This window comes from Pseudomonas sp. Snoq117.2, from assembly GCF_900110545.1.
GTDB lineage: Bacteria > Pseudomonadota > Gammaproteobacteria > Pseudomonadales > Pseudomonadaceae > Chryseomonas > Chryseomonas benzopyrenica.
Genome location: NZ_FOED01000004.1, coordinates 321,454 through 348,192, shown reverse-complemented (window position 1 = coordinate 348,192; position 26,739 = coordinate 321,454). Strand labels below are relative to the sequence as shown.

At 66.0% G+C, this 26,739-nt stretch carries 28 protein-coding genes; 12 read left to right on the top strand and 16 right to left on the bottom strand.

What is annotated here, in order from left to right; translation table 11 throughout:
* The first annotated feature begins 77 nt into the window (after positions 1-77).
* From BMZ43_RS13450 to BMZ43_RS13420, 7 genes are all read left to right on the top strand, one after another.
* Positions 78-1,094 (top strand): DUF2333 family protein, encoded by a 1,017-nt coding sequence (locus BMZ43_RS13450; protein WP_093254260.1) that lies wholly within the window; start codon positions 78-80, stop codon positions 1,092-1,094.
* Positions 1,094-1,645, top strand: coding sequence for an NUDIX hydrolase (locus BMZ43_RS13445; protein ID WP_093254258.1), 552 nt, complete (start codon positions 1,094-1,096; stop codon positions 1,643-1,645). The genes BMZ43_RS13450 and BMZ43_RS13445 overlap by 1 nt, the downstream gene beginning before the upstream one ends.
* Before the next feature lie 143 nt (positions 1,646-1,788).
* Entirely contained in the window at positions 1,789-2,133 is a 345-nt protein-coding gene (locus tag BMZ43_RS13440; protein ID WP_027598933.1) for a translation initiation factor Sui1, read from the top strand.
* Between the two features lie 86 nt (positions 2,134-2,219).
* Entirely contained in the window at positions 2,220-4,133 is a 1,914-nt protein-coding gene (gene speA, locus BMZ43_RS13435) for an arginine decarboxylase (RefSeq protein ID WP_007161593.1), read from the top strand.
* A gap of 206 nt (positions 4,134-4,339) precedes the next feature.
* Positions 4,340-4,594, top strand: a complete 255-nt coding sequence (locus tag BMZ43_RS13430; protein WP_064309282.1) for a hypothetical protein — start codon at positions 4,340-4,342, stop codon at positions 4,592-4,594.
* Positions 4,591-5,154 carry a lipocalin family protein gene (locus BMZ43_RS13425; RefSeq protein ID WP_068384968.1) on the top strand — a complete coding sequence of 188 codons (564 nt, stop codon included), beginning with the start codon at positions 4,591-4,593 and terminating at the stop codon, positions 5,152-5,154. Before BMZ43_RS13430 ends, BMZ43_RS13425 begins: the two co-directional genes overlap by 4 nt.
* A 16-nt stretch (positions 5,155-5,170) precedes the next feature.
* Positions 5,171-5,665, top strand: coding sequence for a YbhB/YbcL family Raf kinase inhibitor-like protein (locus BMZ43_RS13420; protein WP_093254254.1), 495 nt, complete (start codon positions 5,171-5,173; stop codon positions 5,663-5,665).
* Positions 5,666-5,682: 17 nt separating this feature from the next.
* On the opposite strand, the gene BMZ43_RS13415 is transcribed toward BMZ43_RS13420, so the two are convergent.
* Positions 5,683-6,486, bottom strand: coding sequence for a cysteine hydrolase family protein (locus BMZ43_RS13415; protein ID WP_093254251.1), 804 nt, complete (start codon positions 6,484-6,486; stop codon positions 5,683-5,685).
* A gap of 132 nt (positions 6,487-6,618) precedes the next feature.
* On the opposite strand from BMZ43_RS13415, the gene pip reads away from it, so the two are divergent.
* From pip to mdoH, 4 genes are all read left to right on the top strand, one after another.
* On the top strand, positions 6,619-7,584 hold the full coding sequence (gene pip / locus BMZ43_RS13410) for a prolyl aminopeptidase (protein ID WP_093254247.1): 966 nt from the start codon (positions 6,619-6,621) through the stop codon (positions 7,582-7,584).
* Complete coding sequence (dtd, locus tag BMZ43_RS13405) at positions 7,581-8,018, top strand: D-aminoacyl-tRNA deacylase (protein WP_064309278.1); 438 nt, start codon at positions 7,581-7,583, stop codon at positions 8,016-8,018. Before pip ends, dtd begins: the two co-directional genes overlap by 4 nt.
* A gap of 213 nt (positions 8,019-8,231) precedes the next feature.
* The gene (locus tag BMZ43_RS13400; RefSeq protein WP_178121676.1) at positions 8,232-9,752 is read left to right on the top strand and encodes a glucan biosynthesis protein G; all 1,521 of its coding nucleotides are present in this window, start codon (positions 8,232-8,234) and stop codon (positions 9,750-9,752) included.
* Positions 9,745-12,342, top strand: coding sequence for a glucans biosynthesis glucosyltransferase MdoH (mdoH, locus tag BMZ43_RS13395; protein WP_064309276.1), 2,598 nt, complete (start codon positions 9,745-9,747; stop codon positions 12,340-12,342). The genes BMZ43_RS13400 and mdoH overlap by 8 nt, the downstream gene beginning before the upstream one ends.
* Before the next feature lie 70 nt (positions 12,343-12,412).
* Here mdoH and BMZ43_RS13390 read toward each other — a convergent pair whose 3' ends face one another.
* The 9 genes from BMZ43_RS13390 to ubiE all read right to left on the bottom strand — a co-directional run bounded on the left by BMZ43_RS13390 (position 12,413) and on the right by ubiE (position 18,578).
* Positions 12,413-13,123 (bottom strand): 16S rRNA (uracil(1498)-N(3))-methyltransferase, encoded by a 711-nt coding sequence (locus BMZ43_RS13390; RefSeq protein WP_064309275.1) that lies wholly within the window; start codon positions 13,121-13,123, stop codon positions 12,413-12,415.
* The gene (gene tatC, locus BMZ43_RS13385; protein ID WP_093254243.1) at positions 13,120-13,917 is read right to left on the bottom strand and encodes a twin-arginine translocase subunit TatC; all 798 of its coding nucleotides are present in this window, start codon (positions 13,915-13,917) and stop codon (positions 13,120-13,122) included. Before tatC ends, BMZ43_RS13390 begins: the two co-directional genes overlap by 4 nt.
* Positions 13,914-14,270: a Sec-independent protein translocase protein TatB gene (tatB, locus tag BMZ43_RS13380; protein ID WP_093254239.1), complete on the bottom strand. Its 357-nt coding sequence runs from the start codon at positions 14,268-14,270 to the stop codon at positions 13,914-13,916. The genes tatC and tatB overlap by 4 nt, the downstream gene beginning before the upstream one ends.
* A 9-nt stretch (positions 14,271-14,279) precedes the next feature.
* On the bottom strand, positions 14,280-14,546 hold the full coding sequence (locus BMZ43_RS13375; RefSeq protein ID WP_093254234.1) for a twin-arginine translocase TatA/TatE family subunit: 267 nt from the start codon (positions 14,544-14,546) through the stop codon (positions 14,280-14,282).
* A gap of 27 nt (positions 14,547-14,573) precedes the next feature.
* Positions 14,574-14,906 (bottom strand): phosphoribosyl-ATP diphosphatase, encoded by a 333-nt coding sequence (locus tag BMZ43_RS13370; RefSeq protein WP_007161606.1) that lies wholly within the window; start codon positions 14,904-14,906, stop codon positions 14,574-14,576.
* A complete protein-coding gene (hisI, locus tag BMZ43_RS13365) occupies positions 14,899-15,300 on the bottom strand; it encodes a phosphoribosyl-AMP cyclohydrolase (RefSeq protein ID WP_093254229.1) in 402 nt (133 codons plus the stop codon). Before hisI ends, BMZ43_RS13370 begins: the two co-directional genes overlap by 8 nt.
* 277 nt (positions 15,301-15,577) lie before the next feature.
* Complete coding sequence (gene ubiB, locus BMZ43_RS13360; protein ID WP_017641040.1) at positions 15,578-17,176, bottom strand: ubiquinone biosynthesis regulatory protein kinase UbiB; 1,599 nt, start codon at positions 17,174-17,176, stop codon at positions 15,578-15,580.
* Positions 17,173-17,808, bottom strand: a complete 636-nt coding sequence (locus tag BMZ43_RS13355) for a ubiquinone biosynthesis accessory factor UbiJ (protein ID WP_093254224.1) — start codon at positions 17,806-17,808, stop codon at positions 17,173-17,175. The genes ubiB and BMZ43_RS13355 overlap by 4 nt, the downstream gene beginning before the upstream one ends.
* A complete protein-coding gene (ubiE, locus tag BMZ43_RS13350) occupies positions 17,808-18,578 on the bottom strand; it encodes a bifunctional demethylmenaquinone methyltransferase/2-methoxy-6-polyprenyl-1,4-benzoquinol methylase UbiE (RefSeq protein WP_017641038.1) in 771 nt (256 codons plus the stop codon). Before ubiE ends, BMZ43_RS13355 begins: the two co-directional genes overlap by 1 nt.
* A gap of 151 nt (positions 18,579-18,729) precedes the next feature.
* On the opposite strand from ubiE, the gene BMZ43_RS13345 reads away from it, so the two are divergent.
* A complete protein-coding gene (locus BMZ43_RS13345; RefSeq protein WP_017641037.1) occupies positions 18,730-19,008 on the top strand; it encodes a polyhydroxyalkanoic acid system family protein in 279 nt (92 codons plus the stop codon).
* Positions 19,009-19,015: 7 nt separating this feature from the next.
* Here the strand turns inward: BMZ43_RS13345 and BMZ43_RS13340 are convergent, their stop codons facing one another.
* The 6 genes from BMZ43_RS13340 to BMZ43_RS13315 form a co-directional block, all read right to left on the bottom strand.
* Positions 19,016-19,387 (bottom strand): gamma-butyrobetaine hydroxylase family protein, encoded by a 372-nt coding sequence (locus tag BMZ43_RS13340; protein ID WP_093254218.1) that lies wholly within the window; start codon positions 19,385-19,387, stop codon positions 19,016-19,018.
* A 228-nt stretch (positions 19,388-19,615) separates the two neighbouring features.
* A complete protein-coding gene (gene hslU, locus BMZ43_RS13335) occupies positions 19,616-20,965 on the bottom strand; it encodes an ATP-dependent protease ATPase subunit HslU (RefSeq protein WP_068384945.1) in 1,350 nt (449 codons plus the stop codon).
* Positions 20,966-20,984: 19 nt separating this feature from the next.
* Positions 20,985-21,518, bottom strand: coding sequence for an ATP-dependent protease subunit HslV (gene hslV, locus BMZ43_RS13330; protein WP_017641034.1), 534 nt, complete (start codon positions 21,516-21,518; stop codon positions 20,985-20,987).
* Between the two features lie 231 nt (positions 21,519-21,749).
* Positions 21,750-22,487, bottom strand: a complete 738-nt coding sequence (locus BMZ43_RS13325) for an SPOR domain-containing protein (protein WP_093254213.1) — start codon at positions 22,485-22,487, stop codon at positions 21,750-21,752.
* A gap of 15 nt (positions 22,488-22,502) precedes the next feature.
* Positions 22,503-24,260, bottom strand: coding sequence for an arginine--tRNA ligase (gene argS / locus BMZ43_RS13320; RefSeq protein WP_068385134.1), 1,758 nt, complete (start codon positions 24,258-24,260; stop codon positions 22,503-22,505).
* A 239-nt stretch (positions 24,261-24,499) separates the two neighbouring features.
* Positions 24,500-26,713: a primosomal protein N' gene (locus BMZ43_RS13315; RefSeq protein ID WP_093254211.1), complete on the bottom strand. Its 2,214-nt coding sequence runs from the start codon at positions 26,711-26,713 to the stop codon at positions 24,500-24,502.
* Between the last annotated feature and the right edge of the window lie 26 nt (positions 26,714-26,739).

The following is a 26,739-nucleotide window of genomic DNA, read 5'->3' as shown; positions in this document are numbered from 1 at the left end:
TGCGAGGGCTGCGCAACCGGCGCCGCGGGCAGGGGTCCAAGCGCCGACACCTTTGAAATCATTGCAAGGAATTGCCCATGCGGGAGTGGAACTTGAGATCGGGATGGCTCCGGCTGGTAGCAGCGCTCGTCGCGCTCTACCTGCTGGTCAGCCTGGCGATAGGCTGGTACTGGAGTCGTGAGCCGGATTTCTTCCCGGTGCAGCAGCATGCCCAGGAGGCGGCCGCGGCCAGCGGGCGCAAGCTGGTGCTTGGCTACACCACGGTCGAGACCCTCAAGCAGGTGGCCGGTACCCTGCTGGACAAGCCGGGTGGCTATCTCTCCAACGACATCTTCCCGCCGGGCCTCTGGCTCGACGACATGCCGTCCTGGGAATACGGCGTGCTGGTGCAGACCCGCGACCTGGCGCGCGCCCTGCGCAAGGACTTCGCCCGTTCCCAGTCGCAGTCCACCGAGGACGTCGACCTGGCCCAGGCCGAGCCGCGCTTCAACTTCGACAACCACAGCTGGGCCATGCCCTCGTCGGAATCGGAATACCGCGCCGGCATCGCCTCCCTGGACCGCTACCTGGCGCGCCTGGGTGGCCAGAATGCCCAGGGCCAGCCCACCGCCTACTTCTATTCGCGTTCGGACAACCTGCGTAACTGGCTGGGTGATGTCGAGACCCGCCTGGGCTCGCTGTCCCAGCGGCTGTCCGCCAGCGTCGGTCGGGTTCGCCTGGACGCCGAGGTGCGGCCGAACCAGGACATCCCCGCCGGCCAGGTGCCGGAGGTGCACGAGCAGCGCGTCGAGACGCCCTGGCTACAGATCGACAACGTCTTCTACGAGGCCCGCGGTCAGGCCTGGGCGCTGTCGCACATCCTGCGCGCCATCGAGGTCGACTTCGCAGACACCCTGGCGAAGAAGAACGCCACGGTGAACGTGCGCGAGATCATCCGCGAACTGGAAGCGGCGCAGCAGCCGGTCTGGAGTCCGATGATCCTCAACGGCAGCGGCTTCGGCATCCTGGCCAACCACTCGCTGGTGATCGCCAACTACATCTCCCGCGCCAACGCCGCCATCATCGACCTGCGCCAGTTGCTGGAACAGGGCTGATGACGCCGGACGCTCGCGAAGCGGCGCATCGCGCCGCCTCCGACCGGGAACGGGTGGTCTGGGTCGATCGCGACGACCGCATCCAGGGTGAATTGCCGCGGGCGGAACTGCGTGCCCGCGGCCTGATCGGTCGCTGCACCTTCATCCTCCTGTTCAATGATGCCGGCGAACTCTGCGTGCACCGGCGCACCCTGAGCAAGGCGCTCTACCCGGGCTACTGGGACGTCGCCGCCGGCGGCATGGTGGCGCCGGGCGAGAGCTATGCGGAGTCCGCCGCTCGCGAGCTGGCCGAGGAACTGGGCGTCAGCGGCGTGCCCCTGCGCGCCCATGGCACCTTCTATTTCGAGGAGCCGGGCAATCGCCTCTGGGGCGGCGTGTTCAGCGCGCGCTGGAACGGTCCGTTGCGGCTGCAACCGGAAGAGGTACTGGAGGCGCGCTTCCTGGCCCCGGCGGCCATCCTCGACGACGCGCGTCAGCGACCTTATTGCCCGGATTCGCTGCAAGCCCTGCAGCTGGCGCTCAGCCGCGCGGATGTCGCATCCCTGCCTTAATTTCTCGCATTCGCGCCTTAGCATCCGCGGACGATGCTGCTACATTGCGCGGCCCCGGACCAGCGCGGCCCGTGCCGGTCGGCGCTGCGTCCAAGGCTTCCTCCAGGCGCCCGGCGCCTGAACCCGACTGGGAGGACCGTCCCTTGAGCAAGAAAACCTCGTCGCTGTCGGATCTCAGCCGTCTGGTGTACTCCACCGACGTCGGCCGCATTCGCCCCGAAGAACCCCAGGCGCCGGCTCCGGCGGGCGACGGCATCGCCCGGGTGCGCCGCGAGACCAAGGGCCGTGGCGGCAAGACGGTGACCACGGTCAGCGGCGTGCCCCTGGGCGAGGAGGAGCTCAAGGACCTGGCCAGCGCGCTCAAGCGCCGCTGCGGCACCGGCGGGGCGCTCAAGGATGGCGTCATCGAGATCCAGGGCGACCATGTCGACCTGTTGCTCGGCGAACTCGAAAAACGCGGCTTCAAGACCAAGAGATCGGGCGGCTAGGCCAGGCCTTCCAGCCTCCGCGTACAACTTACCGCCCCTGGCGGCGGTCCATCCAAAGCAAGATTCCATACAGGAGATTCCCGCGAATGTCCCCACGACGCACGCGCAAAGATGACGGCAGCCAGTGGACCGTGGCGGACAGCCGCAGCGTCTATGGTATTCGCCACTGGGGTGCTGGCTACTTCGCCATCAGCGATGCCGGCAACGTCGAAGTCCGCCCCCACGGCCCGGACGGCCAGCCGATCGACCTCCATGTGCTGGTCGGCCAGCTGCGCGAAGCGGGGCTGTCGCTGCCGCTGCTGGTGCGTTTCCCCGACATCCTCCAGGGCCAGGTGCGCCACCTGACCGGCGCCTTCGATCGCAACATCGAGCGCCTGGACTACCAGGGTCGCTACACCGCCCTCTATCCGATCAAGGTCAACCAGCAGGAGGCGGTGGTGGAAAACATCATCGCCACCCGTGACGTCTCCATCGGCCTGGAAGCCGGTTCCAAGCCGGAGCTGATGGCGGTGCTGGCGCTAGCGCCCAAGGGCGGCACCATCGTCTGCAACGGCTACAAGGACCGCGAATTCATCCGCCTGGCGCTGATGGGCCAGAAGCTGGGCCACAGCGTCTTCATCGTCATCGAGAAGGAATCCGAGGTCCCGCTGGTGATCGAGGAGGCGGCCGAGCTCAAGGTCACGCCCCAGGTCGGCCTGCGGGTGCGGCTGTCGTCTCTGGCGTCGAGCAAGTGGGCCGACACCGGTGGCGAGAAGTCCAAGTTCGGTCTCTCCGCCGCCCAGCTGCTGTCGGTGATCGAGCGCTTCCGCGCCGCCGGCCTGGAGCAGGGCGTGCGCCTGCTGCACTTCCACATGGGCTCGCAGATCGCCAACCTGGCCGACTACCGCCAGGGCTTCCGCGAAGCCATCCGCTACTACGCCGAGCTGCGCGCCCTGGGTCTGCCGCTGGACCACATCGACGTCGGTGGCGGTCTGGGCGTGGACTACGACGGCACCCACTCGCGCAACGCCAGCTCGATCAACTACGACATGGACGACTACGCCGGTACCGTGGTCGGCATGCTCAAGGAATTCTGCGACCAGCAGGAGTTGCCGCATCCGAACATCTTCTCGGAAAGCGGTCGCGCCATGACCGCCCACCACGCCATGCTGGTGATGCAGGTCACCGACGTCGAGCGCCACAACGACAGCGTGCCGGCCAGCGAGCGCTTCGAAGGCAAGGCCGAGGTGGTGCAGTGGCTGGCCGAACTGCTCGGCGACACCGATCCGGAGATGGTCACCGAGACCTACTGGCGCGCCACCCAGTACGTCAGCGAAGCCGCCGCCCAGTACGCCGCCGGCACCCTGAGCCTGAGCGACAAGGCCCTGGCCGAGCAGTGCTACTTCGCCATCTGCCGCCGTCTCTACAACCAGCTCAAGGCCCGCCAGCGCTCCCACCGCCAGGTGCTCGACGAACTCAACGACAAGCTGGCCGACAAGTACATCTGCAACTTCTCGGTGTTCCAGAGCCTGCCCGACACCTGGGCCATCGACCAGATCCTGCCCATCGTGCCCCTGACCCGCCTGGACGAGGAGCCGGTGCGCCGCGCCGTGCTGCAGGACCTGACCTGCGACTCCGACGGCAAGATCAAGCAGTACGTCGACGAGCAGAGCATCGAGACCAGCCTGCCGGTGCACGAGGTGCGCGAGGGCGAGGACTATCTGCTGGCGGTGTTCCTGGTGGGCGCCTACCAGGAGATCCTCGGCGACATGCACAACCTGTTCGGCGACACCGATTCGGTGAACGTCTACCAGGACGCCGACGGCAGTGTGCGCCACGGAGGCATCGAGACCCACGACACCATCGAGGACATGCTCAGGTACGTGCACCTTTCGCCCGAGGAGCTGATGACCTACTACCGCGACAAGGTCGCCAGTGCGCGCCTCACCGCGCGCGAGCGCACCCAGTTCCTCGACGCCATGCGCCTGGGCCTTACCCGTTCCTCCTACCTCGCCGGCTAAGAAGCCGCTCACGATCTGCTGCGCGTCGGCCAAGCGGCGTTGAAAATGCCTTCGAAATGCTCATTTACTATCTGTAAATTCCGCTTTCTCAGGCATTGTCGTCTTGCTTGGCTCTAGCTCGCGAGATCGTGAACCGCTTCTGACGAAGCGAACCCTGACGGCCGGGCGGGCTCTATAGCCTTGCCGTCAGGATGGAGGAGGCAGGTATGAAGTGGCGCTTGGCGCTGTTGCTGGTGGGCAGCCTGGTATTGGCCGGCTGCGGCAAGGTCAATCAGGAAAACTATTCCCGGCTCAAGGCTGGCCAGACCAAGGCCGAGGTGGAGCAGATCCTGGGTGCACCCACGGAATGCGCGGGCGCCCTGGGCGTCACCACCTGTACCTGGGGCGATCGCGGCTCCTTCATCAGCGTGCAGTATCTCAACGACAAGGTGGCGATGTTCGCCGGGCAGGGTCTGCGATGAAAACCTCTACCAAGATTCTACTGCTGGCGGGTGCTGCCGGGCTGCTCGCGGCCTGTGCCAGTGGCCCGCGCGAGGTCCCGCCGCTCACCGCGGGCAATGTCGATCTGCAGCGCTACCAGGGGCACTGGTACGAAGTGGCGCGGCTGCCGATGTTCTTCCAGCGCAAGTGCGCCCAGTCCGAAGCCAACTATCACGTCATGGCCGATGGCTCGGTCGCCGTGTTCAACCGCTGCCGCACCCTGGACGGCAAGGTGCAGGAAGCCACGGGCACCGCCACCCCGATCAAGCCGGGCGTGACCGATCGTCTCGAAGTGCGCTTCGACACCTGGTTCAGCGGCGTCCTGCCCAACGTGGCCAAGGGACCCTACTGGATCCTCTATGTCGACGACGACTACAAGACCGCCCTGGTCGGCAGTCCGGATCGCAAGTACCTCTGGTTGCTGGCGCGCAAGCCCGAGATCTCCGCGGCGCAGAGCGAGAAGCTGCTGCGCATCGCCCGCGAGAAGGGTTACAACCTCAATCGTCTGGTCTGGCGCGAGACCGACGCCCATATGCCCTAGGCCACAGGAGCTCTCCGTGAAACTCTGGACCGATGCCTTCACCGACAACGGCTTCATGCCCAAGCGCCACGAATTCGACGTGGCCGACTTCGGCGCCCACGGCGACAACATCTCGCCTGCGCTGCAGTGGTCCGACCTGCCGGCTGATACCAAGAGCCTGGCGCTGACCGTCTACGATCCGGATGCCCCCACCGGCAGCGGATTCTGGCATTGGGTGGTGGTCAACATCCCGGTCGGCACCCAGGGCCTGGCGGAAGACGCCGGCCGCGCCGATGGCTCGGGCCTGCCGGCAGGCGCCCTGCAACTGATCAACGACTACGGCACCCGCGGCTTCGGTGGCGCGGCGCCGCCCAAGGGTGACAAGCCGCACCGCTACATCTTCCAGCTGCATGCGCTCAAGGTCGAGCAGCTGCCGGTGCCGGCCGACGCGACCAATGCGGTCGGCCGCTTCATGATCCACCTCAACCAGCTGGCCGCGGCGACCTACACCGGTCTCTACGAGATCAAGTAGGACAAAGCACGGACGGGCTAGAACTCGTCCGTCGAGGCCGCCAGGCGGATGCCGGCGGCACGCATCTCGGCCAGGAAGGCTTCACCCTGGGCTTCGAAGCCTGGCACCGAATGACTGCAGTCGGTCAACAGCACCAGGTCCTGGCGCCGCTCCACCGGCCAGAATTCCAGCAGGTCGCGCAGGGTGCTGGCCACGCAGTGGGACAGCGCCTCGCCCGCCACCAGCAGGGTATCGGCCGTCTGTAGCCGGGCGATCAGCCCGGCGTCGACGGCGGTGCCCGGGTCCGCCGGGTCCAGCACCTCGGCGCGCAGGGCCGAATAGTGTTCGGTATGGGGATTGCCGCCCTTGGCGATGAACTCCACCAGGCGCCCCTGCTCTCGGCCCCAGGCATTGAGCGCCTGGTGGACATCCTCCTGCACCCCATGGCCCCAGCCGCCTACCAGGCAGTGTTCCGGCCAGATCACCAGGCGATAGCGACCGCCAGCCTCCAGCGCCTGCACATAGGCCAGCGCCCGGGCACGCTCGCTCGGCTCGCGGGTCTGCCAGCGACCATCGGCCACCTCGCCCGCGCTGATCTGGGTAAAGGGCGCCGGTGGCTGCCCGGCGGCGTCCTGCCAGCCGTGCGGATGGGCGATGTGCAGCGGCTGGTGGGAATCCAGGGTGACATGCACCGCGGTGAGCCGAGGCCCGAGGCGCTCGATCAGGGCGGCGACGCGCTGAAGGCCGGCTACCGCGCCCGGTACCGGCAGGGCCGCACCCGGCAGGTCGCAGAAATCGTTTTGCGGATCGATCAGCAGCAACTGCAGCTTGGCGTGGGACATGGCGATCTCCTTGGGCGACTGGCCGTCGATGGTGCGGGTGCCGCTGGACGCGAGGCAAGCCCGGGCAGCGTGGAAACCCGGTAAGGTGCAGGTCTATGATGAAGGGGCCGACCCTGCCCCGCGGAGCGCGACATGCTGAATCTGTACCCGGAAATCAAGCCTTACGCCCGCCACGAGCTGGCCGTCGAAGCCCCCCATGTGCTCTATGTCGATGAGAGTGGCTCGCCCGACGGTCTGCCGGTGCTGTTCATCCACGGCGGACCCGGCTCCGGATGCGATCGCCTGAGTCGGCGTTTCTTCGATCCCAATCTCTACCGCATCGTCACCTTCGATCAGCGTGGCTGCGGTCGCTCCACGCCCTATGCCAGTCTGGAAAACAACAGCACCTGGCACCTGGTCGAGGACATCGAGCGCCTGCGCGAGCACCTGGGTATCGAGCAATGGGTGCTGTTCGGCGGCTCCTGGGGATCGACCCTGGCGCTGGCCTATGCCCAGCGCCATCCCGAGCGGGTCCGCGCCATGATCCTGCGCGGCATCTTTCTCTGTCGCCCGGTGGATCTGCACTGGTTCTACCAGGACGGCGCGAGCCGGCTCTTTCCGGATTTCTGGCAGGACTATCTGCACCCCATCGCCGAGGAAGAGCGCGGCAATCTCATTCAGGCCTACTACCGGCGCCTGACCGGTCCGGACGAGCTGGCGCAGATGTCCGCGGCGCGCGCCTGGTCGTGCTGGGAAGGCCGCACCGTGACCCTGAGGCCCAATCCCGACGTGCTGGAGAAATTCAGCGAGCACGCCCTGGCCATCGCCCGTATCGAATGCCACTACTTCGTCAACGACGCCTTTTTCGAACCCGACCAGCTCCTGCGCGACATGCCCAGGATCGCCCATATCCCGGCGGTGATCGTGCACGGTCGCTATGACATGGTCTGTCCCCTGGACAATGCCTGGGCCTTGCACCATGCCTGGCCGGGCAGCGAATTGCAGATCATCCGCGACGCCGGCCATGCGGCCAGCGAACCAGGCATCTGCGACGCCCTGGTGCGGGCGACCGACCAGATCGCCCGCCAGCTGCTCGATCTGCCCCAGGAGGCCGAGTGAAGGCATTGCTGCAACGGGTCGCTCGCGCCAGCGTCGAGGTGGCGGGGGATACGGTCGGCGCCATCGGCCCGGGCCTGCTGGTCCTGGTCGGCATCGAGCCGGCGGATGACGAGGCCGCCTGCGCCCGGATGCTCAAGCGCCTGCTGGAGTACCGGGTGTTCGCCGACAGCGAGCAGCGCATGAATCTGTCGCTGCAGGACGTCGGCGGCGGGCTGCTGCTGGTCTCGCAGTTCACCCTGGCCGCCGATACCCGTAGCGGGCGGCGGCCGAGCTTTTCCACCGCCGCACCGCCGGCTCAGGGCGAACGGCTGTTCGATCACCTGGTGAGCCTCGCCCGTGACCTGCATCCCGAGGTCCAGACCGGTCGTTTCGGCGCCGACATGCAGGTTTCCCTGGTCAACGACGGACCGGTGACATTTTTATTGTCGATTTAGTGAGGGCGCCCCTTACAGCGCCCTGCCAAGTGTCTATGATTGCGCAGTTCGAGTTTGAACGGTCGTCCAACTGGGGAATCATTGACCCTTGCGGGAGTCGGACCTCTGCCTATCCGTTTCGCGACCACCGGTCGCCGAACGTATTCGTACGCTGATTTAGGAGGCTGCGTGTTATCTCATTCCAAAGTTAAGCCGGGCAAGCAGGGCTTCGCCCTGATCGGGCTCTCCGTCGCACTGGGTCTCTTCAGTGCCCAGGCCCTGGCCTTCAGCCTGGACGACGTGGCCGCCAAAGCCAAAGAACTCTCCGGCCAGAAATTCGTCGCGCCCAAGAGCAACCTGCCCGCATCCTTCAGCGGCATGAAGTATGCCGATTATCAGCAGATCACCTTCAATCAGGACAAGGCCTACTGGAAGGATGCCAAGACGCCCTTCCGGCTGAATTTCTATCACGAGGGCATGCACTACAGCGTGCCGGTGAAGATCAACGAGGTCACCGCCAACAACGTCGAGGAGATCAAATACGATCCCTCGATGTTCAACTTCGGCAACCTGCAGATCGACCAGGCCCAGCTCAAGGATCTCGGCTTCGCCGGTTTCAAGGTGCTCTATCCGCTGAACAAGGCGGACAAGCATGACGAGCTGATGACCATGCTCGGTGCCAGCTATTTCCGCGTGATCGGCAAGAACCAGGTCTATGGCCTGTCCGCCCGTGGCCTGGCCATCGACACCGCCCTGCCGTCCGGCGAGGAATTCCCGCGCTTCACCGAATTCTGGGTCGAACAGCCCCAGTCGGATCGTCGCAACCTGGTGATCTATGCACTGCTCGATTCGCCGCGGGCCACCGGTGCCTATCGCTTCGTGCTGACGCCTGGCAAGGACAGCACCGTCGACGTCGAAGCCAAGGTGTTCCTGCGCGACAACGTCAACAAGCTCGGCATCGCGCCGCTGACCAGCATGTACCTGTTCGGCCCCAACCAGCCGAGCGCCCAGGTCAACTACCGGCCGGCGCTGCACGACTCCAATGGTCTGGCGATCCATGCCGGCAATGGCGAGTGGCTGTGGCGTCCGCTGAACAACCCGCGCCGCCTGTCGGTCAGCACCTACACCATCGAGAATCCGCGCGGCTTCGGTCTGTTGCAGCGTGGTCACGAGTTCTACAAGTACCAGGACCTGGACGAGCGTTATGACAAGCGTCCCAGCGGCTGGGTAGAGCCCAAGGGCGACTGGGGCAAGGGGCACGTCGAACTGGTGGAAATCCCCACCCCGGACGAGACCAACGACAACATCGTGGCCTTCTGGACGCCGGACACCCTGCCAGAGAAGGGCCAGCCGATCGATGTCAGCTATCGCCTGCACTTCACCACCGACGAACCCAACCTGCACACCAAGGACCTGGCCTGGGTCGCCCAGACCCGCCTGTCCACCGGCGACGTGCGTCAGTCCAACCTGGTGCGCCAGACCGATGGCAGCCTGGCCTACATCATCGACTTCGAAGGGCCGAATCTCGACGATCTGCCCGAGGATTCGCAGGTCGGCTCCCAGGTCAGCCTGGACGCCAACGGTGAACTGGTCGAGAACTCTGTGCGCTACAACCCGGTTACCAAAGGCTATCGCCTGACCCTGAGACTCAAGGTCAAGGATCAGACCAAGCCGGTGGAAATGCGCGCCAACCTCGCCCAGGGTGACAAACCGCTCAGCGAAACCTGGACTTACCAGCTACCTGCCAATGAATAACACCACCCGCGATACCTCGGTCGCCGCTGCTGGCGACTACCTCGAACACCTGCCGTTGCCCGCCGGGCAACGGCAGGTGCTGGACCAGACGGCCGACGTCGAGTCGCTGCACCGGCAACTGGCCGGTGCCCGCGGCGAAGGTGCCCAGGGCGCCGACGCGGTGATCGCTTCCACCGAGGCACGCCTGGCCGCCGGTTGGGACGATACCCTGGACGATGGCGAGCTGCTGGGCAGCGATGCCCAGGGTCGGGTGTTCATCAAGGCCACCCCGCCCATGACCCGCTCCATGATGGTGCCCGATCCCTGGCGCACCAATCCCGTGGCGCGGAGCTGGAAGCGCCTGCTCGGCCGCAAGGACCATAGTCGCTGGCAACCCGATCCGGAAGCCGATGCCCATGCGCACTGGCGCAAGGTAGGGTCCTTCCGGCGCTTCATCCTGTTGATCCTGATGCTGGTACAGACCGGCATCGCCACCTGGTACATGAAGGCCGTGCTGCCCTATCAGGGCTGGGCGCTGGTCGATCTCAGCGAGATCTACAGTCAGGGCTGGGGCGAATCCATTCGCCAGGTGCTGCCCTATGTGGTGCAGACCAGCATCCTGCTGCTCTTCGCCTTGCTGTTCTGCTGGGTGTCCGCCGGTTTCTGGACCGCCCTGATGGGCTTCTGGCAACTGCTCAGCGGGCGCGACAAGTACAGCATCTCGGCCAGCTCCACCGGTACCGAGCCGATTGATCCCCAGTCGCGTACCGCCCTGGTGATGCCCATCGCCAACGAAGACGTTCCGCGGGTCTTCGCCGGTCTGAGAGCCACCTACGAGTCGGTCCGTGCCAGTGGCGAGCTGGAGCACTTCGACTTCTTCATCCTCAGCGACAGCAACGATCCGGACAAGTGCGTGGCCGAAGAGAAGGCCTGGCTGGAGCTGTGCCGCGAGGTCGGTGGCTTCGGCCACATCTTCTATCGCCGCCGTCGGCGTCGGGTGAAGCGTAAGAGCGGCAACATCGACGACTTCTGCCGTCGCTGGGGCAGCCAGTACAAGTACATGGTGGTGCTCGACGCCGACAGCGTGATGAGCGGCGAGTGCCTGGCCAGTCTGGTCCGTCTGATGGAAGCCAATCCCCGTGCCGGCATCATCCAGACCGCGCCCAAGGCGTCCGGCATGGATACCCTGTACGCGCGCCTGCAGCAGTTCGCCACCCGGGTGTACGGACCGCTGTTCACCGCCGGCCTGCATTTCTGGCAGCTGGGTGAATCCCACTACTGGGGTCACAACGCGATCATCCGGGTCAAGCCGTTCATCGACCATTGTGCTCTGGCTCCGTTGCCAGGCACGGGCTCCTTCGCCGGCGCGATTCTCTCCCACGACTTTGTCGAAGCCGCGCTGATGCGCCGTTCCGGCTGGGGCGTGTGGATCGCCTACGACCTGCCGGGCAGCTACGAAGAGTTGCCGCCCAACCTGCTGGACGAACTCAAGCGCGACCGCCGCTGGTGCCATGGCAACCTGATGAACTTCCGGCTGTTCCTGGTCAAGGGCATGCACCCAGTGCACCGTGCGGTGTTCCTGACCGGGGTGATGTCCTACCTGTCGGCGCCGCTGTGGTTCCTCTTCCTGGTGCTGTCCACGGCGCTGCTGGCGATCCACAAGCTGCTGGAGCCCCAGTACTTCTTCCAGCCACGGCAGCTGTTCCCGGTCTGGCCCCAGTGGCATCCCGAGCAGGCCATCGCGCTGTTCTCCACCACCCTGATCCTGCTGTTCCTGCCCAAGCTGCTCAGCGTGGTGCTGATCATCGCCAAGGGCGCCAAGGAATTCGGCGGGGGACTGCGACTGTTCCTCTCCATGATGCTGGAAATGCTCTTCTCGGTGCTGCTGGCACCGGTGCGGATGCTGTTCCACACGGTGTTCGTGACCGCCGCCTTCCTCGGCTGGTCGGTGCAGTGGAATTCGCCTCAGCGTGACGACAACGACACGCCCTGGAGCGAAGCCTTCCGTCGTCATGGTTCGCAGATGCTGCTCGGTCTGATCTGGACCGCCGGCGTGGCCTGGCTGGATCCGCGTTTCCTCTGGTGGCTGTCGCCCATCGTGGTGTCGCTGATCCTGTCGGCGCCGGTGTCGGTGATTTCCAGCCGTACCAACCTGGGGCTGGGCAGTCGCCGGCATCACCTGTTCCTGATCCCGGAAGAGTACGCTCCGCCGCGCGAGCTGGTGGCGACCGACGAGTACCTGCACCTGAACAACCGCAACGCCCTGACCAAGGGCTTCCTGCGCGCGACTGTCGATCCGGTGCTCAATGCCCTGGCCATCGGCATGGCCCGCGGTCGCCACGGCAAGGTGGTGGAGCCGGCCCGCCGGCTGCGCGAAGAGCGGGTGGCGCGGGTCCTGGCCGCTGGTCCGGAGAAGACCAAGGGCGACGACCAATGGCGCCTGCTCAGCGATCCAGACGGCATGGCGCAACTGCACCTGCAGGTCTGGAAAGCCGAGGAGCATCGCAACTGGCGCGAGGCCTATGCGACCCTGCGACCGCGCTCTCACAGCGACTCGGCGGCGGATGCCGCGGCCAGTCCAGCCAGCCTGACCCCGCGGCCCGCCTCCTGAGGAGGCGCTCCGCGCATGAAAAAGCCCCGGTGTCGCGAGACACCGGGGCTTTTTTTGTCCGTGAATCGAGCTAGAACAGGCGGGCGAGGAGGGCGGGTACGGCGTTCTCGACGCGCAGGATGCGCTCACCGAGCTGCACGGGCGCCAGGCCGGCTTCCTGTAGCTTCTCGACCTCATAGGGTATCCAGCCACCCTCGGGGCCGATCGCCAGCGTCACGGGCTCGCTGAGGGCGCGTGGGCAGGCGGGATAACTGCCCGGATGGCCGACCAGGCCGCGGGTGCCGGCTGCCAGTGCGGGCAGGCGGTCCTCGACGAAGGGCTTGAATCTCTTTTCGATCAGCACCTCCGGCAGCACCGTGTCCCGCGCCTGCTCCAGCCCCAGACGCAGTTGCTCCTCGATAGCCGCAGGTTCGAGAAAGGGGGTCTGCCAGAAGCTCTTTTCCACCCGGTAGCTGTTGAGCAGCACCAGGCGTGCGACCCCCATGGCGGACACGGTCTGCAGCACCCGGCGCAGCATCTTGGGGCGGGGCAGAGCGAGCAGCAGGGTGAGCGGCAGCTTGGCCGGCGGTGGCTGGTCGAGGGTGACGGTCAGGCAGGCCTGGCCGGTGTCGAGGGACTCGATCTGGCCGATACCCATCAGCCCATCCAGCAGGCCGACGCGCATCCGGTCACCCGCGGCCGCCTGATGGACCTCGCGCAGATGGGCGAGACGGCGCGGATCGCGCAGCACGACCCGGTCAGCGGCCGTGAAGTCGGCCGCTTCGAGCAGGATCAGATTCACGGGCGTTCGGCGGGCGGCTGGGCTTCAGGGCTGGCGTCTTCGTCGGCCAGTGGGCGCTCGCGCTTCTGCACGAAGCGACCGAACAGCAGGCCGATCTCGAACAGCAGCCACATGGGCACGGCCAGCATGGTCTGGGAGAAGACGTCCGGCGGCGTCAGGATCATGCCGACCACGAAACAGCCGATGATGACGTAGGGACGGATCTTCTTCAGGTAGGCCACATCGACCACGCCGATCCAGATCAGCAGCACGGTGGCCACGGGAATCTCGAAGGCCACGCCGAAGGCGAAGAACAGCGTCAGGATGAAATCCAGATAGGCGTTCAGGTCCGGCATCATCATGGCGCCTTCCGGCGTGATGCTGCTGAAGAAGTGGAAGATGATCGGGAACACCAGGAAGTAGGCGAAGGCCATGCCGGCGTAGAACAGCACGATGCTGGAGATCAGCAGCGGGATGGCGACTTTCTTCTCATGGCGATAGAGCCCGGGCGCGACGAAGCCCCAGACCTGGTGCAGGATCACCGGCATGGCGATGAACAGCGACACCACCAGGGTCAGCTTGAAGGGCGCCAGGAAGGGGGAGGTGACGTCCGTGGAGATCATGGTCGCGCCTTCGGGGAGGACGCGGCGGATCGGCTCGGAGGCGAAGGCATAGATCTTCTGGGCGAAGTAGAACAGGCCGAGGAAGATCAGAAAGGTCGCCAGCACGCATCTGAGGATGCGGGTGCGCAATTCGGTGAGGTGCGAGACCAGGGGCATTTCCTGGTCATCGTGATCGGAAGGCTTGTCGCTCATGGTGCTCTTGGCGGCGTCTGGGGCGGATCCTGCGGGCGTTCGGCAACCACGTCCTGGGGCATGGGCGGAGCAGCGGCAGCGGGCGGCGTCTGGGCTTCCGGGGTGGAAGCGGCAGGCTTGGGCCGGTTGTCGCGCTGTTCCATGGACAGGATATGCTCGTTGCGCAGCTGCTGGCGAATTTCGTCAGCGCCGATCTCGCGCTCCACTTCCTGGCGGATGCTGTTGAAGCTGCGCCGCAGGCGACCGATCCACAAGCCTGCGGTGCGCGCCGCGCCTGGCAGGCGTTCCGGACCCAGCACCAGCAAGGCGACGAACCCCACCAGCATCATTTCGGGAAAGCTGATTCCGAACATGGGTGGGCCTTAGTCCTTGCGCACCACCGGCTCTTCGACCTTGCGGTGCTCGGCATCGAAGGTCTGGGGGCGATTCAGCGGGGCGTTGGGGTTGGCCGTGCTGGCGGTGGGCGCCGGCTGTTCGGTCTTGTCGTCCTCGTCGGTGTGCATGGCCTTGCGAAAGCCCTTGATGGCCTCGCCCACGTCGGAGCCCAGATGCTTCAGGCGTTTGGTGCCAAAGACGATCACCACGACGAGCAGGATGACGAGCCAGTGTTTCCAGTCGAAGATACCCATGGTCTTTCCTCGTTGCGAAGCTTGGGGTCAGGATTGAGTGCGGGCGGCCTTTTCGGCGTGCCCGGAGAGGCCGAAACGACGATCCAGTTCGTCCAGCACGGCCTGGGGATGCTGGCCAAGGGCCGAGAGCATGATCAGGCTGTGGAACCAGAGATCGGCGGTCTCGTAGATGACGTCGTCGTACTGCTGACTGATGGCGGCGTCCTTGGCGGCGAGAATGGTCTCGACGCTCTCTTCGCCGACTTTTTCCAGGATCTTGTTCAGGCCCTTGTGATAGAGGCTGGCCACATAGGAGGAGTCCGGAGCGGCCTGCTTGCGTTCTTCCAGCACCTGCGCCAGGCGCGCAAGGGTGTCAGTCATGGCCGTGCCCTCCGGCATAGATGGCTTGGGGATCCTTGATCACCGGGTCGACGGTTGCCCACTGGCCATCGCGCAGCACGCGATAGAAACAGCTTTCCCGGCCGGTGTGGCAGGCGATGCCACCCAGTTGCTCCACCTGCAGTACCACCACATCGGCGTCGCAGTCCAGGCGCAATTCGATGACGCGCTGCACGTGACCGGATTCCTCGCCCTTGCGCCAGAGGCGATTGCGCGAGCGCGACCAGTAGACCGCACGGCCTTCGGCGGCGGTCAGGGCCAGGGATTCGCGGTTCATCCAGGCCATCATCAGGATGCGCCCCGAGGTGGGGTCCTGGGCAATGGCCGGTACCAGGCCGTCGCTGTTCCAGTGGATCTCGTCTAACCAGTCGCTCATGAGTCTGTTCAATACTACGAATTAGGGTACTTGGCTCTGTCCGAAAAATGCTTGCGCTCGGTCATGCGGCGTTAAAAATCCGTTCGGAATGCTCATTTACCGTTCGTAAACTCCGCTTCCTCACGGATTTTTGCCTTGCCTGACCTTCGCTCGGCGACTTTTCAAACAGGCCCTAGCCTCGCATAAGACGCAACTCGAATACAGCGGCAGGGCACCAGTGGCTGAGGGCGTGTATTTCGCCCGATAAAAATGACAGGACGGTTACAGCTTAAGGAGTTCAGCGCCTGATCACCAGAACCAGGCCACCGACCAGCATGGCCCAGGCGGGCCAGGCATGGGGCTGGGGTTCGAGGCCCAATTGGGCGGCACCGACCAGCAGGACCGCGCCGATGACCCGCACGATCCAGTCGTCGTTGCGTCTGCCCCAAGGGTTGGGTGGATCCTTGCGATGCGGCTGGGTGATGCGTTCCAGGGTATCGCGGGCCATCTGCGCCAGATGCGGGATCTGTTCCAGTTGCTGCTGGATGTTGCGGGCGACCTGCGGCGGACTCAGCCGCTTGCGCATCCACTTTTCCAGATAGGGCTTGGCGGTGGACCAGAGGTCCAGGTCCGGATAGAGCTGGCGACCCAGCCCTTCGATGTTGAGCAGGGTCTTCTGCAGCAGCACCAGTTGCGGCTGGATCTCCATGTTGAAACGGCGCGCCACCTGGAACAGCCGCAGCAGCAGCTGGCCGAAGGAGATGTCCTTGAGCGGCTTCTCGAAGATCGGCTCGCAAACGGTGCGGATGGCCGCTTCCAGTTCGTTGACCTGGGTGTTGGCCGGTACCCAGCCAGAGTCGATGTGCAGCTGGGCGACCTTGCGGTAGTCGCGCTGGAAGAAGGCCCAGAGGTTGCGCGCCAGGTAGTCCTGGTCCTCGGGGGTCAGGCTGCCGATGATGCCGCAGTCCACGGCGATGTAGAGCGGATCCCAGGGCTTGGCGGTGCTGACGAAGATGTTGCCCGGGTGCATGTCGGCGTGAAAGAAGCTGTCGCGGAACACCTGGGTGAAGAAGATCTCCACGCCGCGCTCGGCCAGCAGCTTGAAGTCCGTGCCCTGGTCGCGCAGGGCGGCCAGATCGGTCACCGGGATGCCGTAGATGCGCTCCATGACCAGCACCCGCTCGCGGCACCAGTCCCAGTACACCTGGGGCACGTAGAGGCGCTCGGAACCCTCGAAATTGCGTCTGAGCTGGCTGGAGTTGGCCGCCTCGCGCAGGAGGTCCAGTTCGTCGTAGATGGTCTTCTCGTAGTCGCTGACCACGTCCATCGGATGCAGGCGGCGGGCTTCGGCGGAGAGCTTTTCAGCGGTGCGCGCCAGCAGGAACAGCCAGGCGATGTCCTGGCTGATGATGTTCTTCAACCCGGGCCGCACCACCTTGACCACCACTTCCTCGCCGGTGCGCAACTGGGCGGCATGGACCTGGGCCACCGAGGCCGAGGCCAGCGGCTGGTGATCGAAGCGGGCGAAGGCCTGCTTGATGGGTACGCCAAGCTGGGACTCGATGAGCGCCACGGCCTTTTCCGGCGGAAAGGGCGGGACCTTGTCCTGCAGGAACATCAGTTCGTCGGCGATATCCTCGGGCATGAGGTCGCGCCGGGTGGAGAGGATCTGGCCGAACTTGACGAACACCGGTCCCAGACCTTCCAGCGCCAGGCGCAGGCGGGCACCGCGCGGCAGGGTCTTGCTCGGCCGCGGCAGCCAGCGCCAGGGCAGCACGTAGCGGGTGGCGCGCAGGTACCAGGGCAGCGGCAGGGCGTAGACGATGTCGTCCAGCCGATAGCGGATCACCACGAAGAAGATCCGCAACAGGCGGTTGAGGGCAGCGAACAGCTTCATTCGTCGGGGTTATCCCTGGCGTTGCGGGCGGTGCCCAGGCGGGCGAGGCGAGCGTCGAGACGATCCACGTCCAGGCGCAGGGCATCGATCTCGGCGAAGCGGGCCTCGCCTTCCAGGCGGCCGACCAGCTGACGACTCTCCTCGTTCAGCCAGTTGGACAGCGTCAGCTGCAGACTGTCACGCGTCTGTTCGCCGAGTGCCTGGCTGCGTCGGGCCAGATCACCCAGGAGTGCGGCTGGCAGCGGGCCGAGCCAGCGACTGACTTCGTGCTGCCAGTCCAGCTCCAGCTTCTGCAGGATGTCGGACAGTTCGATCAGCAGGGCGCTGTCGCCCTCCAGGCGCACGTCCGGCTGGTGCAGCACGCGCTGCTTGTCGCGGGCCAGAGCCAGTTCAGCGAGGCGCGTCGCCGGGGCGCTGAGGGTGCAGTCGATGTCGCCCTCGTGATGGGCGGCGAAGTGCAGGCCGTCACCCGCGGGCAGGATGTACAGGCGCAGCGCCGGTTGCCGGGGCTGGACCGCGATCACCCGTCCGGTCAGGCCGGCCAGGCGCGGCAGCGCTACCGGATCCAGCGCCAGCAGCGGATTCAGGCCACGCTCCAGTGCGGCCAGCAACGCCTGGGTGACGAGGGCCATCAGGGCTTGATGCCGCGATGCAGGGCGACCACGCCGCCGGTCATGTTATGGAAGGTGACCCGGGCGAAGCCGGTCTCTTCCATCATGGCCTTGAGGGTCTGCTGATCGGGGTGCATGCGGATCGATTCCGCCAGGTAGCGATAGCTTTCGGCGTCACCGGCCACCAGCTTGCCCATCAGCGGCAGGAAGCCGAAGGAGTAGGCGTCATAGGCCTTGGATACCAGTGGATTGGTGGGCTTGGAGAATTCCAGCACCAGCAGCCGGCCACCGGGTTTGAGCACGCGCAGCATCGAGGCCAGGGCCTGGTCCTTGTGGGTGACGTTGCGCAGGCCGAAGGCGATGGTGATGCAGTCGAAATGGTTGTCGGGGAAGGGTAGCTTCTCGGCATCCGCCTGGACGAAGCGCACATTGCTGGCGACGCCTTCGTCGAGCAGGCGATCACGACCGACCCGGAGCATGGAATCGTTGATGTCGGCCAGGACCACCTCGCCGGTGGGGCCGACCAGACGGGCGAACTGCTTGGTCAGGTCACCGGTGCCGCCGGCGATGTCCAGTACGCGGTTGCCGCGGCGCACGCCGGACAGTTCGATGGTGAATCTCTTCCACAGCCGGTGGATGCCCGCCGACATCAGGTCGTTCATCACATCGTACTTGGCCGCCACCGAATGGAAGACCTCCGCGACCTTGTAAGCCTTCTGGCTCTCCGGGACGCTCTGGTAGCCGAAGTGGGTCTGGGATTCGGCCTCGGGGCCTTTGCGCGGATCGCTCATGGGGCTACACCTGGGACAGGGACAAGAGGGCATTCTAGCAGGCCGATCGCCCGGGATGTCCGGCTAAAACGGGGGCTGACCGCTCGGTTCTCGCGATTGGCGACGTGGCGGGCCCTCGCTATAGTCAGGGCCCCTTATCCGGAGTTCCCCGATGTCCCAGATCACCATCGAACGCAGCCATTCGCTCGGCCTGGAAGGCGCTCGCCAGAAAGCCGACCAGCTGGCGGAAAAACTCACGCGCGACTATGGGGTGGCCTGCGCCTGGGAAGGCGATACCCTGACATTCACGCGCAGCGGCGTAGACGGGCGGATCGAGGTCGGTGAAGACCGGGTGCGGGTACTTGCGACCCTGGGCATGATGTTCTCGATGCTCAGTGGCCAGATCGAAAAGGAAATCGAGCGCAAGCTGGACAAGGCCCTGGCGGCCTGAGCCAGCGCTAGAGCATCAGCTTGACCGCGCTGACGTGCGGGTCCCGCGTCTTGCCGGCGCGGGCCAGTTGCTCCAGGTAGTCGGCCCAGAGCGCGTCGCGGCGACTGCCCAGTTCATAGAGATAGTCCCAGCTGAACAGGCCGCTGTCGTGGCCGTCGTCGAAGGTCAGCTTGATGGCGTAGCGGCCCGCCGGTTCCACGGCGCTGATGCCGACCTGCTGCTTGCCCCACTGCAGTACCGGATTGCCGTGACCCTGGACCTCGGCCGAGGGCGAATGCACGCGCAGGAATTCGGCGGGCAGCTCGAAGGTTTCCGCGCCATAGCTGACGCTGAGGGTCTTGGAGGCCTTGTGGAGCTGGATGGCGGTAGCGGTACGCATGCTGAGGTTCTCTGGGCGGCGATTCAGTCTTTGCTTGAGGCCAACGCGGCCCTGACGGTCCGCCGATGTGGCCGCTCCTACCAACCGCTGTAGGTTGGGTTGAGCGCAGCGAAGCCCACCATGGGTTCAGGGCGCAGGCAACGTTGGGCTTCGACTATAGAGCTGTCTCAACCCAACCTACGGTCTGTTGCAGCCATGGCCGCGATCAACCAGGCATCAGGCCTGCCGTCACAGTATATAGCGCGACAGGTCTTCGTCCTGGGCCAGTTCGCCCAGATGGCCGTTCACATAGGCCGCGTCGATGACGATGGGTTCGCCATTCTGCTGGCCGGCGAGATCGGCGGCGCTGAAGGACACCTCTTCCAGCAGGCGCTCCAGCAGGGTATGCAGGCGGCGGGCACCGATGTTCTCGGTCTTCTCGTTGACCTGCCAGGCGATCTCGGCGATGCGGGTGATGCCGTCGGCGGCGAATTCCACCAGCAGCCCCTCGGTCTTGAGCAGTTCGCGATACTGCTCGGTGAGGGAGGCATGGGGCTCGGTGAGGATGCGCTCGAAGTCCTGCGGGGTCAGCGCCTTGAGTTCGACGCGAATCGGCAGACGACCCTGCAGCTCCGGTACCAGATCGCTGGGCTTGGACAGGTGGAAGGCACCCGAGGCGATGAACAGGATGTGGTCGGTCTTGACCATGCCCAGTTTGGTGTTGACGGTGCAGCCCTCGATCAGCGGCAGCAGGTCACGCTGCACCCCTTCGCGGGAAACATCGGCACCGCTGGTGTTGCCACGCTTGGCGACCTTGTCGATCTCGTCGATGAAGACGATGCCGTGCTGCTCGACGGCTTCCAGGGCGCGGCCCTTGAGTTCTTCCTCGTTGACCAGGCGCGCGGCTTCTTCGTCGCGCACCAGCTTGAGCGCTTCCTTGACCTTGAGCTTGCGCTGCTTGGTCTTGCCCTTGTGCATGCCGGCGAAGAGATTCTGCAGCTGGCTGGTCATCTCCTCCATGCCGGGCGGCGTCATGATCTCGACGCCAGCGGGGGCATCGGCCACCTCGATGTCGATTTCCTTGTCGTCCAGCTGGCCTTCGCGCAGGCGCTTGCGGAACAGCTGACGGGTGTTGCTATCGGTGGCGGTCGGCTGGGGTTCGTTGCTGAAGCCCACCGAAGGCCGCGCCGGCGGCAGCAGGGCATCGAGGATGCGCTCTTCGGCGGCATCTTCGGCGCGATGGCGGTTACGCACCATTTCCTGTTCACGCAGCATCTTCACCGCGGCATCGGCCAGGTCACGGATGATGGACTCGACGTCGCGGCCGACATAGCCGACCTCGGTGAACTTGGTGGCTTCCACCTTGAGGAAGGGGGCGTTGGCCAGCTTGGCCAGACGCCGGGCGATCTCGGTCTTGCCCACACCCGTGGGGCCTATCATCAGGATGTTCTTGGGCGTGACCTCGGGGCGCAGCTCGACGGGCAGCTGCATGCGCCGCCAGCGGTTGCGCAGGGCGATGGCCACGGCGCGCTTGGCGTCGTCCTGGCCGATGATGTGGCGGTTGAGTTCGTGGACGATCTCGCGGGGGGTCATGGACATGGGCAGTCTCTAAACCGGATCACGCCTGGGGCGCGTCCAGCTCCTCGATGGTCAGGTTGCGGTTGGTGAACACGCAGATGTCACCGGCGATATTCAGCGAGGTCTCGGCGATCTCGCGGGCACTGAGGTCGGTATGCATGAGCAGGGCGCGGGCGGCGGCCTGGGCATAGGCGCCACCGGAGCCCATGGCGATCAGGCCTTCTTCGGGTTCCACCACGTCGCCGTTGCCGGTGATGATCAGGGAGGCGTCCTTGTTGGCGACCGCCAGCATGGCTTCCAGGCGGCGCAGGGCACGGTCGGTGCGCCAGTCCTTGGCCAGCTCGACGGCGGCGCGGACCAGATGACCCTGGTGCTTTTCGAGTTGCGCCTCGAAGCGCTCGAAGAGGGTAAAGGCGTCGGCGGTACCGCCAGCGAAACCGGCCAGCACCTCGCCCCGGTACAGCCGCCGGACTTTCTTGGCATTGCCTTTCATGACGGTGTTGCCCAGGGAAACCTGGCCGTCGCCGCCGATCACGACCTTGCCGTTGCGGCGTACAGAAACGATGGTGGTCAAGGGAATCTCTCCGCGTTGCTTGGGGCATCGGCCCCGGTTACGCGGAGATATGGGGATGGCCGCGGCGCCCTTCAAGCATCACGGCGAGGGGATTCGCCGGGCGAGAGCCGGTTCACGGCCTGGCGAGCTAGCGCCAGACCAGGCGAAAAAACCTGAGGACCCGGAGTTATAGGCATTCCAGAGGTCTTTTCACACCGTCTGGCCGACGCGCGGCAGGCCGTGGGCAGACTCCTAGTGACCGCGGCGTTGCTGCAGCAACAGATTCTTGAAGCCGCTGCCGGCGAGCTGTTTCTGCGCCTGGGTCAGCTGATCACGATCGCTGTAGGGACCGACCAGTACCCGGTACCAGGTGTCGTCCTTGACCTTGCCCGACTCCACCCGCACGTCCTGGCCGAGCATGATGATCTGGGCGCGGACCCGGTCGGCATCGGCCTGGGTGCGGAAGGAACCGGCCTGGAGGAAGAACAGGGTTACCGGCGGCTGGGCCTTGGTGGTGGCTTCCTTGGGCGGCGTGGCGGCCGGCTGGCCCGGGGTGGTCGCGGGCGTGGCCGACGTCGCGGTCGCCGGCTGGCCGGGTTGCGCCGGGGTCGCGGCGGCATCCGCTTTGGCCGGGGTGGTCGGCTTGGCGGCCGGATTGCGCGGCACGGCGTCCGGCGGCACGATCACCTCGGATTCGGGCAGCAGGGTATAGAAATCGTACTTGGGCTTGATCGGCGTGGGCGGCGTACCCTCGGTCTTGCCGGTAGCGGTCGACGACTTGCCATTGCCCGCCGTGGCGGCCGGGCGGCCTTCTTCCGGCTTGGCACGCTGCACCGCCTTGTTGCCTGGTTCGAGCTTCATCAGGAACACCACGAAGGCGCCGATGGCCAGACCCGACGCGAGCCAGACCCAGCCGGGCAGGGGCTGTTTCTTGGGAGCCGAGGTGTTGCGACTGGCGCCGCGCTTGGGTGGGGCTTTCTTGGCCATCAGGCGGTGATCCGTCTCTTACATGCGTTCCAGGGTATGCAGACCGAGCAGTTCCAGGCCCTGCTTGAGGGTGCGTCCGGTAAGGGCGGCCAGGCGCAGGCGGCTCTGGCGCAATTCGGGGTCCTCGGCGGTCAGGATCGGGCAGTTCTCGTAGAAGCTGGAGAACAGCCCGGCCAGGTCATAGAGGTAGCTGCACAGCAGGTGCGGGGTGCCCTTGTCGGCGACGCTGGCGAGGATCTCGCCGAATTGCGCCAGGCGGCCGCCCAGGTCCTGCTCCTGCGGGGCGTCCAGGCGGATGCGGCCGGTGGGCTCGCTCTGCCCGGCCTTGCGCAGCACGCTGGCGACCCGGGTGTAGGCGTACAGCAGGTAGGGCGCGGTGTTGCCCTCGAAGCTGAGCATCTGCTCGAAGTTGAAGCTGTAGTCGCTGGTGCGGTGCTTGGACAGGTCGGCGTACTTGACCGAGGCGATACCCACCACGCGGCCGATGTGGCGCAGTTCGTCTTCGCTGAAGGGTGTCTCGCCACGCTCGGCGCGTCCGGCATTGCGCTCCTTGACCAGTTGGTAGGCACGCTCTTCGGCTTCGTCGAGCAGGTCGACCAGCTTAACGGTGCCGCCATCACGGGTCTTGAAGGGGCGGCCATCGGCGCCGTTCATGGTGCCGAAGCCCATGTGTTCGAGTTGCATGGCCGGATCGACGAAGCCGGCGCGACGCGCCACCTCGAAGGCCATCTGGAAGTGCAGGGCCTGGCGCTGGTCGACGAAGTAGAGCGCGCGATCGGCCTGCAGCTGGCGGCTGCGATAGCGCATGGCGGCCAGGTCGGTGGTGGAATAGAGATAGCCACCGCCGGCCTTCTGCACGATCACCGGCAGCGGATTGCCCTCGGCGTTCTTGAATTCGTCGAGGAAGACGCAACGGGCGCCGTCGCTTTCGGTAAGCAGTCCGGCGGCCTCCAGATCGGCGACCACCTGGGCGAGGTCGTCGTTGTAGGCGCTCTCGCCCTTGACGTCAGCTGGGGTCAGCTTGACGTTGAGGCGGTCATAGACCTCCTGGCAGTGGGACAGGGAGACGGCGTTGAAGCGCTCCCAGAGGCGCAGGCAGTGGGCATCGCCCGCCTGCAGCGCCACTACCAGCTCGCGGGCCCGCGCGGCGAACTCCGGCGAGGCGTCGAAGCGGCCCTTGGCCGCGCGGTAGAAGACCTCCAGGTCGGCCAGCTCGCCTTCGGCGGCCTGGGGCTGTTCTTCCATGTAGGCCAGCAGCATGCCGAACTGGGTACCCCAGTCGCCGACGTGGTTCTGGCGGATCACCTCGTCGCCGAGGAATTCCAGCACCCGCGCCACGGCGTCGCCGATGATGGTGGATCTCAGGTGGCCGACGTGCATCTCCTTGGCCAGGTTCGGCGAGGAGAGGTCCACCACCACGCGCTGGCGTGGGTCGTGCGTGGGTACGCCCAGTTGCGGATCGGCGAAGGCCGCATCCAGCCGCGCGGCCAGTTGCGCGTGATTCTGGAAGAAGTTGAGGAAGCCGGGGCCGGCGATCTCCACCTTGCTCACCGCCGGATCGGCGGGCAGGGCGGCCAGCAGCTTCTCGGCCAGGTCACGGGGCTTGGCGCGGGCCGGCTTGGCCAGCAGCAGGGCGACGTTGCTGGCGAAGTCGCCGTGGCTCTTGTCCTTGGTGTTCTCGACCTGGATGGCCGGCGCCACGTCGGCCGGCAGGGTGCCGTCGGCGATCAGGCGGTCGAGGGCGTGCTGGATGAGCTGGCGGATGCTGTCTTTCATGGTCATTGGCCTTCGGCGTGCGCCGGGCGCGCACTGCGATGAAAACCCGGCATTATCCGTGGCGAGCCCGGCCTTGCCAATGGTAAGAGCCTGTTCAACGTCTCGCGAGCTAGAGCCAAACAAGGCGGAAATGCCTGAGGAAGCGGAGTTTACGAGTGGTAAATGAGCATTCCGAAGGCATTTCTAACGCCGCTTGGCCGACGCGCAGCAGACGCTGAACAGGCTCTAAGCCAATGCCGCTAGAAGAGATCGATGGGATCCACATCCAGCGACCAGCGCACCTGGCGGGCTTCGGGCAGGCTTTCCAGCTGGACGACCCAGATGCCCAGCAGCCGGTGCAGAGGCGCACGGCTGCTGCTCTGCAGCAGCAGCTGGGCGCGATGGCGACCGGCGCGCCGCTCCATGGGCGCCGGTACCGGGCCGAGCAACTCCACCTGGGGCAGGGCGAGATTGACCGCCAGGCCTTCGGCGACGTGATAGGCCGCTTCGAGAAAATTCTCCACCTGATCCTGGCGATGGGCATCGGCGCGCAGCAGCGCCAGATAGGCGAAGGGCGGCAGACCGGCGGCGCGGCGCTCCTGCAGCGCCTGGCGGGCAAAGGCCGGATAGCCTTCCTCGGCCAGCTGCACCATCAGCGGATGATCGGCCAGGTGGGTCTGGATCAGCACCTGGCCCGGTTCCTCGGCGCGCCCGGCGCGCCCGGCGACCTGGACGATCTGCTGCGCCATGCGCTCGCTGGCGCGGAAGTCGGCGGAAAACAGCCCACTGTCAGCGTCCAGCACGGCCACCAGGGTCACCTTGGGAAAGTGGTGCCCCTTGGCGAGCATCTGGGTGCCGACCAGGATGCAGGGCACCCCGCTATGAATGGTGCGCAAGAGCTTGCCCAGGGCGTCCTTGCGCGCGGTGGTGTCGCGGTCGATGCGCAGCACCGGGATGTCTGGAAAGAGCAGCTGCAGGCGTTCCTCGGCGCGCTCGGTGCCGGCGCCCACCGGGCGCAGGTCGAGCTTGCCGCAGGAAGGGCAATGACGCGGCGGCGCCTGGCGGTGATCACAATGATGGCAGCGCAGCTCGCCGGAGCCGCGGTGGTAGGTCATGCGCGCATCGCAGCGCGGGCACTGGGCCAGCCAACCGCAGTCGTGGCAGAGCAGGGTAGGGGCGAAGCCCCGTCGATTGAGGAACACCAGCACCTGCTGGCCGCGCTCCAGGGTCGCGCCCATGGCCTTGAGCAGTGGCTGGGACAGACCGCTGTCGAGCGGGCGACTGCGCACGTCCAGGCGCTCGAAGCGTGGCGGCTGGGCGCCGCCGGCGCGCAGTGACAGGCGCAGGTGGGCATAGCGCCCCTGATCGGCGTTGTGCAGGCTCTCCAGCGAGGGAGTGGCCGAGCCCAGCACCACCGGCAGATTCTCGAAGCGTGCGCGGACCACGGCCAGGTCACGAGCGTGGTACCTGAGGCCTTCCTGCTGTTTATAGGAGGCGTCGTGTTCTTCGTCGACGATGATCAGCCCGGGGTGCTTGAGCGGGGTGAACAGCGCCGAGCGGGTGCCCACCACGATATCCAGTTCGCCATCGCGAGCGGCCAGCCAGATGTCCATCCGCTCGCGATCGGTCAGCGCCGAGTGCAGCAGGGCGATGCGCGCATTGAAGCGCTGCTCGAAGCGGCCCAGGGTCTGGGGGCCCAGGTTGATCTCGGGAATCAAGAGCAGCGCTTGGCGTCCCGCTTCCAGAGTGGCGCGGATCAACTGCAGATAGACCTCGGTCTTGCCGCTGCCGGTCACCCCTTCCAGCAGATAGCAGTGGAAGCCGCTGCCGGCGCGGACCGCTTCGTAGGCCAGGCGCTGCTCGCCGTTGAGCGGCAATTCGGCCTGGGCGAGCCAGGAGCCCTGGTGCCGGGTCGGCTGGTGATAGCGAGTCTCCACCTTGACCAGGCCCTTGGCCTGGAGGAGGTCGAGACTGTCCTTGACCAGGCCGAGCTGGCCGAGCAATTCGTGCAGCACCCCATGGGGATGCTGGCGCAGGGTCTTGAGCGCCTCACGCTGGCGCGGCGCCCGGGCCAGGCGTGGATCTTCCGGGCGGGCATCGGGCTGGGCGATCCAGAAACGCTGCAGCCGGCGCTCGGCCGGCTCCCCCTGACGCAAAAGGGCAGGAAGTGCCCAGCTCAGGGTGTCGCCGAGGCTGTGCTGATAGTACTGGGCGGACCACTGGCAGAGTTCGAACAGGGCGCTGGGCAGCGGCGGGCGCTCGTCGAGCAGTTGCAGGGCCTTGCGCAGCTTGTCCAGCGGCACCTCGGTTTCCTGGGCCACCTCGATCAGCACCCCGACCACCTCACGGCGACCGAAGGGCACCCGCAGTCGCACGCCGGGGCGCAACTGCTCCTCCACCGCGCCCTTGGGCGGCAGATAGTCGAACAGGCGGCGCAGGGGGGAAGGCAGCGCCAGGCGCAGGATCAGAGGCACGGCAGGGCTCGCAGACGTAAAGCCCG

Coding starts and splice junctions, on each gene's coding strand:
- BMZ43_RS13450 (WP_093254260.1), top strand. CDS start 78: ATGCGGGAGTGGAACTTGAGATCGGGATGGCTCCGGCTGGTAGCAGCG.
- BMZ43_RS13445 (WP_093254258.1), top strand. CDS start 1,094: ATGACGCCGGACGCTCGCGAAGCGGCGCATCGCGCCGCCTCCGACCGG.
- speA (WP_007161593.1), top strand. CDS start 2,220: ATGTCCCCACGACGCACGCGCAAAGATGACGGCAGCCAGTGGACCGTG.
- BMZ43_RS13430 (WP_064309282.1), top strand. CDS start 4,340: ATGAAGTGGCGCTTGGCGCTGTTGCTGGTGGGCAGCCTGGTATTGGCC.
- BMZ43_RS13425 (WP_068384968.1), top strand. CDS start 4,591: ATGAAAACCTCTACCAAGATTCTACTGCTGGCGGGTGCTGCCGGGCTG.
- BMZ43_RS13415 (WP_093254251.1), bottom strand. CDS start 6,486: ATGTCCCACGCCAAGCTGCAGTTGCTGCTGATCGATCCGCAAAACGAT.
- pip (WP_093254247.1), top strand. CDS start 6,619: ATGCTGAATCTGTACCCGGAAATCAAGCCTTACGCCCGCCACGAGCTG.
- mdoH (WP_064309276.1), top strand. CDS start 9,745: ATGAATAACACCACCCGCGATACCTCGGTCGCCGCTGCTGGCGACTAC.
- tatC (WP_093254243.1), bottom strand. CDS start 13,917: ATGAGCGACAAGCCTTCCGATCACGATGACCAGGAAATGCCCCTGGTC.
- tatB (WP_093254239.1), bottom strand. CDS start 14,270: ATGTTCGGAATCAGCTTTCCCGAAATGATGCTGGTGGGGTTCGTCGCC.
- BMZ43_RS13375 (WP_093254234.1), bottom strand. CDS start 14,546: ATGGGTATCTTCGACTGGAAACACTGGCTCGTCATCCTGCTCGTCGTG.
- BMZ43_RS13370 (WP_007161606.1), bottom strand. CDS start 14,906: ATGACTGACACCCTTGCGCGCCTGGCGCAGGTGCTGGAAGAACGCAAG.
- hisI (WP_093254229.1), bottom strand. CDS start 15,300: ATGAGCGACTGGTTAGACGAGATCCACTGGAACAGCGACGGCCTGGTA.
- ubiB (WP_017641040.1), bottom strand. CDS start 17,176: ATGAAGCTGTTCGCTGCCCTCAACCGCCTGTTGCGGATCTTCTTCGTG.
- BMZ43_RS13355 (WP_093254224.1), bottom strand. CDS start 17,808: ATGGCCCTCGTCACCCAGGCGTTGCTGGCCGCACTGGAGCGTGGCCTG.
- ubiE (WP_017641038.1), bottom strand. CDS start 18,578: ATGAGCGATCCGCGCAAAGGCCCCGAGGCCGAATCCCAGACCCACTTC.
- BMZ43_RS13345 (WP_017641037.1), top strand. CDS start 18,730: ATGTCCCAGATCACCATCGAACGCAGCCATTCGCTCGGCCTGGAAGGC.
- BMZ43_RS13340 (WP_093254218.1), bottom strand. CDS start 19,387: ATGCGTACCGCTACCGCCATCCAGCTCCACAAGGCCTCCAAGACCCTC.
- hslU (WP_068384945.1), bottom strand. CDS start 20,965: ATGTCCATGACCCCCCGCGAGATCGTCCACGAACTCAACCGCCACATC.
- argS (WP_068385134.1), bottom strand. CDS start 24,260: ATGAAAGACAGCATCCGCCAGCTCATCCAGCACGCCCTCGACCGCCTG.